This is a genomic window from Piscinibacter sp. PDB5-1 (genome assembly GCF_056676035.1).
In genome coordinates this window covers 1,228,132-1,234,131 of record NZ_JBWVZL010000002.1, presented here as the reverse complement: position 1 = coordinate 1,234,131, position 6,000 = coordinate 1,228,132, and the positions used below count along the sequence as shown (strand labels likewise).

General features: G+C 58.4%; 5 protein-coding genes. All 5 read left to right on the top strand.

The window, feature by feature from the left end:
• The first annotated feature begins 485 nt into the window (after nucleotides 1–485).
• The 5 genes from AC1KAT_RS12985 to AC1KAT_RS12965 all read left to right on the top strand — a co-directional run bounded on the left by AC1KAT_RS12985 (nucleotide 486) and on the right by AC1KAT_RS12965 (nucleotide 5,757).
• Nucleotides 486–998, top strand: coding sequence for a hypothetical protein (locus tag AC1KAT_RS12985; RefSeq protein WP_480326508.1), 513 nt, complete (start codon nucleotides 486–488; stop codon nucleotides 996–998).
• Nucleotides 999–2,194: 1,196 nt separating this feature from the next.
• Entirely contained in the window at nucleotides 2,195–2,599 is a 405-nt protein-coding gene (locus tag AC1KAT_RS12980; RefSeq protein WP_480326506.1) for a hypothetical protein, read from the top strand.
• Nucleotides 2,600–4,079: 1,480 nt separating this feature from the next.
• Nucleotides 4,080–4,514, top strand: a complete 435-nt coding sequence (locus AC1KAT_RS12975) for a hypothetical protein (protein ID WP_480326504.1) — start codon at nucleotides 4,080–4,082, stop codon at nucleotides 4,512–4,514.
• Nucleotides 4,515–4,657: 143 nt separating this feature from the next.
• Nucleotides 4,658–5,302, top strand: coding sequence for a CPBP family intramembrane glutamic endopeptidase (locus AC1KAT_RS12970; RefSeq protein WP_480326502.1), 645 nt, complete (start codon nucleotides 4,658–4,660; stop codon nucleotides 5,300–5,302).
• Nucleotides 5,303–5,382: 80 nt separating this feature from the next.
• Nucleotides 5,383–5,757, top strand: a complete 375-nt coding sequence (locus tag AC1KAT_RS12965) for a DUF7674 family protein (RefSeq protein ID WP_480326500.1) — start codon at nucleotides 5,383–5,385, stop codon at nucleotides 5,755–5,757.
• The last annotated feature ends 243 nt before the right edge of the window (nucleotides 5,758–6,000 follow it).

Below are 6,000 nucleotides of genomic sequence, written 5' to 3'. Positions count from 1 at the left end.
CCACATGAGCATCATGCGGACTGTCATGTCTGGGCGCTGTACCGCAGTGCGGCCTAACCCTTCCATCGAGCGGATGCCAAGCCGGCTGCGCCGTCTTGCCCCCGCTCATGTCAAACGTTAGACCTCAGTATCGGGTCAGGCAGCGTGCCTTCGAAAGCAGTGCGAGTTATGCAAACGGTGCCTCATCAAACGACTGCGCGTTCCGGCCAAACCCGGCGGTCACGCGCGCCGTGCGCGCATCCACTGGCGGTGGCTTCGCTGGGCAGGTCGCAGCTGCTGGCGCGGGCTGTCCGTCCGTTAGCGGCCAGCGCACATAACGTGGGTTATCGGGCCCGTCGGTTTGTCAGCCGTGCTGGCTCACAGTTCGGCTTGTCTGCGAGCATTCCTCGGTGGCTTCGTCCACAGAGGCCTAACCCCTCCATCGAGCGGATTCGCCTTCGGCGAACCGCTCATGTCAAACGTTAGGCCGCACAAGCAACATATCCATGGATCGAAAGACCGCTGAAGACATATTCGCCGCCTGTGAGCGCGCCTTGGCCAATCTCACCGAGGCAGAAGTAGCGATCGCCCAGATTTCAGATTCCGCAGAGCGACTTGAGCTCATGCACGCGCTATCGAGATCAATCGGTGCGGTCCTGTCTGGCGTACGAGCTCCTGCCGTCATTCAGTACCCTGAGATTCAGCCCCCTCAGCCTCGTGGCGAACCCGACACAAAGCTAGATGACGAAGAGATTGCTGTCGTCGCCAAGCTCACGGTCGATGAAATTTCACTCATCGATGGCGCTCTCTTATCCGAGTGCGCTTCCACTTGGAGAAAAGTTGCTGGTGTCGTGGGGTACGCGTTGAAGTCCCCCGAACTCGAAGATGTTCCCTTGGGCTATTTGGTTCAGCGTGTCATAGCTCTGGTTGAAGCTGGAGACCTCGCGTCCCAGAGTGATGTTCGCTACATCCGCAGCAGCGAAGTCAGACTATCGAGAGGAGCGGATGATGCGGCCTAACCATTCCATCGAGCGAATGACCAACCGGCTGCGCCGGTCGGCCCCCGCTCATGTCAAACGTTAGCTGTCAATTCATGCGAACCGCACTTGCCGCCCTACCTCTCCTCGTCGGAACCGCCGTCAGCGATGCAGCAGTCGCTGGCTGCTCGATTTCGTACTCGGGGCAATCGGCCACGCACTCGGTTGAGATATCGGACAACGCGTGCGAGCACTCGCAGCTGATGTTGGGCATTTCCAAGTTTGACGATGAGGGCGTGTCGAAGGCTGTCACGTCGGTTCGGTTCTCGCAGGAATGCTCCATTCAGGATGACGGTGGTATACGGTGCCGGAAGGGTGGAAGAACCATCCTCGCGGGCGCCGTGTATGCGCCTACGAAGGACACAAATCCGCAGTGCCCAGGTCAACATGCGGGCACGCGTTTGACATGTCTCGCCGGTTGCAGGCCGGCAGCGCCAAAGTACCTCTACATAGAACCGTACGAGTGCTAGGGGTGACAGCTAACCATTCCATCGAGGGGATGCCCAGCCGGCTGCGCCGTCTGGTCACCCCTCATGTCAAACGTTGGGCGTCATGAGGCAACATCTGGCCGCGTCCACGCTCGCTTTAGCGTGCGGTGTCTCTCTTGCGCAAGAGTTCGTCCTAACCACAGGAGGAACGGACGGGAATCTGTACATCAGCCGAACAGACGGAAAGAGTAGGGAGGCCCCGAAGCTCAACGGCCAAACCAGCTACGCGAACCCTCAAGTGTCCGAATCGAGGCGCTACGTTGGCTGGGTGGTCGGCTTCTATCGGCCGCCCGCATCCCATACTCCAGGAATTACGCTCGTGGTGATGAAGGAATCTGGCCAGATTTACAAGTTCGAGGGTGTGCAAGAGGAAGTTAATTCCTGGTGCTTCACCAAGGATGAGAAGTACGTCGTGTTCCGACAAGTAGGTGATCCGAGGCGTGGCTTACCTGTTCACATAGAGCGTCGTCAGTTGTCCGATGGCAAATTGAGCGCGTCTAAGAAGCTCCCTTACTCGGGTACTACCGACGTTGATGCACTCCCCCATCCTTCATGGGCAAGTTGTCTGCTTGAGTAGCTGATGACGCCCAACCATTCCATCGAGGGGATGCCCAGCCGGCTGCGCCGTCTGGTCACCCCTCATGTCAAACGTTAGGCGTCACGAAATTCAAGCCCGGTCGGCACCGAAATATGAAGTCACGCAAGTCAACCCTTTTGCTCGGCGAAGATGCAATTGGCATGCTGGAGGAAGCGGGCTATGACATGCCATGGACTTACGGTGCCTTTTCGCCGCTCCCACTCTTTAAGAAGGTCGCACCACTCTTCCGGCTGGCGGAGGACGCCCTCGGCGCAGACGACGGGGGCAGTGAACTGCGCTGGGAGCTTCTGGAACAGATCAATCTGTTAGGTCTCGTCGTAAGACACTCCAACGGAACGACCGGGCGCATAGAAGACTTCAAGATCCAAGACGGCCAATTCGAATACAAGGCCGCTTCCGATACGCCCGCGTCGGAAGTTACCTCAGTGGTGGCCGCGGATCAAACCAACGAGCTACCTGACCGACTCAAAGCTTTCGTATTCGGCGAGGGAGGTTAGATAACGGAAAAGTCATACGCCGTAGCAGGCTCTCAAGAAATTCTCGTCTACTCGATCGCGCTCTCAGAGGGTTCCGTAGAGGCGGTTCTTGAAACCTACATGGGCATTTCGCTAGGAGGCCCAACGAGCCTCGTAGCCAAAGTAAAAGCAGCTCTGCGTGGCGCCTAACCCTTCCATCGAGCGGAGATCAACCGGCAAGCCGGTTGCTCCTGCTCATGTCAAACGTTGGGCGTCAGCGGAGTCCGAAGTGGTTGTTCGCGCGGTGTTGATCCAACAGCGTGCCGCTGGTGGCAGCGCAGGAAGTCAGAAGGTTGAGGCCGCCGCTATCGCGGGGAGAGGCGATTGAGGTCAATCGCGAGGCATCGGTGTCAGGCGAGCGGGCGGTGGCAAAGGGCCGCGGTGGCTGCTGCCCAGAGCGGTGGCCGTTGGGGGCCGCCGACGCCCAACCATTCCTTCGAGCGGACTTGCCTTCGGCAAGCCGCTCAAGTCAAACGTTAGGCCTCACAGGCTGGCGCATGCGAATGAATCGACGCAAGTCCTACCGGCGAAGTGCGCCAAGTGCGATACAGATCTACAACCCCCTTAAACGGTGTCGCGCCTATTGGCACGCGCTGTCAAAGGCTGAACTTCGACTCTTAATGCATGGCCTGGCCGAATGGGAAGAGCGGTCGAGGGGAACGGTTAGAGCACGAATCAGAAGGAAGCGCGTCGAGGCTGTTGCGTTCTATCGGAATAAGTTCGGCGGGCTGTCATCTGACCGCTACTGGGCGGGGGAGCGGATGCACAAGAAGATCGCAGTTGATGGCCGGCACAATCCGAAGGCAGAGGGCAATCGCGGCGTTCTTTGGCATGAGGCCTAACCCTTCCATCGAGCGGAGATCAACCGGCAAGCCGGTTGCTCCCGCTCATGTCAAACGTTAGGCGTCCAATGAGACAGCTCGCAGGCACTCTTCTGGTATGGCTCGCTTCTTGTGTGGGACCAGCAATGGCAGTTGAACCACTCAAGGTGGGTGACATAGGCCCCTACTCTGTGCAAGTCGCAAAGGCGAACCCAGATAACTTGGTGCTCGTCTACATCCCACCCCTGTTGGCGCTTCTCGGCCGAGCTGCTGAGGTCAAAGGCAAGGCGTTGTCGCCGGCGGAGGTCCAAGCGATCACAGGCGATGCAGAGGTTGTGGCTATGCCGAAACAAGTTGCGGAGTCGGTCATTCGACAGCGAGGCGGCGCCAGATGATGGGGATCGTTCTCAGCAGCAACACGAACGTGGCTCCTGCGTGCAGCCGGACGCCTAACCATTCCATCGAGCGGATGTCGCAAGGGCTGCGCCCTTGCGCCATCGCTCATGTCAAACGTTAGGCCTTGGAGGATTTTCTTGAAGCTTCGTAGAAGCTTGGCGATCGCGTGCTTGTTTTCACTCTCGGCATGCCACACGATGTACGTCCAGCCCACAGCAGGCGAGACCGCAAAGGTGCGGATTCAAATGTCTGATGACTGGTACTTCGTGGGTTTGGGTGTCTGGACAGCCGGCGCTTGCATCCCCCCCGGGGGGCCGCAATCGGCACTATTGGTCAGGTGGGTCTCAAGATCTTTTGCCGAATCTGAAAGAGGTCAGTTGGGAATGCTCGGCGGTGTCACTGAGGTTCAACCGAAACGTGTTGAACGGCTTGTGGCCGCAGGTAAGCCGTTTGCATTTCAGATGATGGCGTACCTATCGGCGAGCAGCTCCGGCGGAGTACTACGTTCCGAATCCTGCAATCAGAACCTGCAGTTCACTCCGGTCGCCGGGAAGGAATACGAAATCAACCACTCCGTGGCCGGCGGCTCCTGCCTCGTGACGATCAGCGAACTCATCCCCACCTCAGCTGGACTGGCACGTCAACCTGTCAAAAATGTTGAGGTGCTGGCATGCAAATGACGGACCGAAGTCTGCTATTCGGAGGTTCTTTCCTGTCAATCGGTTCATCTGTCGGCAAGGTAAGGCCTAACCATTCCATCGAGGGGATGCCCAACCGGCTGCGCCGGTCGGGCACCCCTCATGTCAAACGTTAGGTCTCACAGATGCATTCGGCAATTCGAACCACGACAAGCCCGGGCGAGGCCATTGCCGTCGTTGCGATCTGCTTCGGCTGGGCGATCTGGTCGTCCCTGCAGTCGATTGGTGTCAATGCGCAGGCTGGATCATTCAGTGACGGCTCGCTGATCGGCATGGTGATCATGGAGGTGATCTGCGCATGCGTCGCTCTTGGTCTGCTGCGCGCCCGCAAGTACTCGGTATCTTCGTTTTACCCGCAGCCTTCACTCAAGGCGGCCACGCTCGCGATACCTTTGCTTCTCACCGGCTGGTTGGCCAGCTGGGTTTTTGTCGCGCCGTTCGCTGGACAGGAGCAGCCGATCGACCGGTTGATGCAGGAAGCTTCTGTTTCCTTGCCGGTCCTCATCCGGCTCGCTATGGTCAACGGCACCTATGAAGAGGTGTTTCTGCTGGGCTTCCTGATGAGAGGTTTGCGAGGCTTCGGTCTCTCTATCGCCATTGGGGTGCCATTACTTATCCGGCTTGTGTACCACCTTTACCAGGGTCCAGTCGGGGCTCTTTCCGTAGTCGGGTTTGGTCTTGTGCTGAGCATTTACTACGCCAAGACAGGCTCGCTCTTCACTCCGGTGTTCGCGCACGTGCTGGCCGACATCGTGCCATTCGTATGGTGAGACCTAACCATTTCATCGAGCGGATGCCAAGCCAGCTTCGCTGTCTTGTCACCGCTCATGTCAAACGTTAGGGCTCACAGGTGCAATCGGTTGTCGATCTCTACCGTGAATGCAGGGAGCGCTTCCCAGAAGCTGCTGTGAAAGCCGACTTCGAGCACAGACGGCTGACGTTCGAGGTCGCCCCGGAGTACGCATCTCTATGGTTTGAGAGTTTGGCCAAGGCCGTTAACAGGGACATGAGCCGCGGCGTACCGTTCAAGGCGTATCAACCCCTCTTCCAGTTTCTTGCCCGAGCGGTTTCCGTCGGGGCCGCGGAAGTCAGGGAGTGCGTTGACGTGTCGTTTATTGAAAACCTGTTCTGGGAAGTCCCCACAGAAGAAGCCCAACAGTACTGGCTCGGCATGCAGCCTGAACTGAAGAAACTCTATGTGGCCTTTCATCGCCGTGAGCCCTAACCATTCCATCGAGGGGATGCCCAGCCGGCGACGCCGTCTGGTCACCCCTCATGTCAAACGTTAGACATCGGCCGAGTGAGAGCTGTGCCCATTGGTTCTTGGCTTCGGCGGCGCATTGAAGTTCATCGAGCCAGTGGGTCGGTTCTGCGTGGTTGCAACTTGCGTCCATCGCTGGCCCAGCGTCAGACCGCTGAGCCGAAGAGGTTGGGTTCGGTGAGGCATCGGCCTGCGGCCTATGCCCGG

Excerpts from the sequence above, each read along its gene's own strand:
- AC1KAT_RS12985 (WP_480326508.1), top strand. The coding sequence starts at position 486 with ATGGATCGAAAGACCGCTGAAGACATATTCGCCGCCTGTGAGCGCGCC.
- AC1KAT_RS12980 (WP_480326506.1), top strand. The coding sequence starts at position 2,195 with ATGAAGTCACGCAAGTCAACCCTTTTGCTCGGCGAAGATGCAATTGGC.
- AC1KAT_RS12975 (WP_480326504.1), top strand. The coding sequence starts at position 4,080 with ATGTCTGATGACTGGTACTTCGTGGGTTTGGGTGTCTGGACAGCCGGC.
- AC1KAT_RS12970 (WP_480326502.1), top strand. The coding sequence starts at position 4,658 with ATGCATTCGGCAATTCGAACCACGACAAGCCCGGGCGAGGCCATTGCC.